This window comes from Lacinutrix sp. MEBiC02404, from assembly GCF_053601575.1.
Genome location: NZ_JBSHNV010000199.1, coordinates 1 through 297 on the forward strand (window position 1 = coordinate 1; position 297 = coordinate 297).

General features: G+C 39.7%; 1 protein-coding gene. It reads right to left on the reverse strand.

Translation table 11 applies throughout. The features are described from left to right. Positions 1–297: HYR-like domain-containing protein (locus ACVCXO_RS12175; RefSeq protein ID WP_452229864.1), on the reverse strand; the 297-nt coding region annotated here is incomplete at both ends.

The following is a 297-nucleotide window of genomic DNA, read 5'->3' on the forward strand; positions in this document are numbered from 1 at the left end:
ATTAACATCTGTATATGTCCAAGTTACGACTGTTGTTCCTTGTGTTGTAATAGGAAGTGATGCATCGTTGGTAACAGCTACCGTTCCACCACAATTATCTGTTGCCGTTGGTGCAGTTAAAGTCGTTACTTCACATTGTGCCGTTACATTTGCCAAAGTTGCAAGATCCGCAATAGGAGCAGTAACATCTGTAATTACTATGTTTTGTGTTTGTGTGGAAGCATTCAGATTAACATCTGTATATGTCCAAGTTACCAGGGTTGTTCCTTGTGTTGTAATAGGAAGTGATGCATCGTT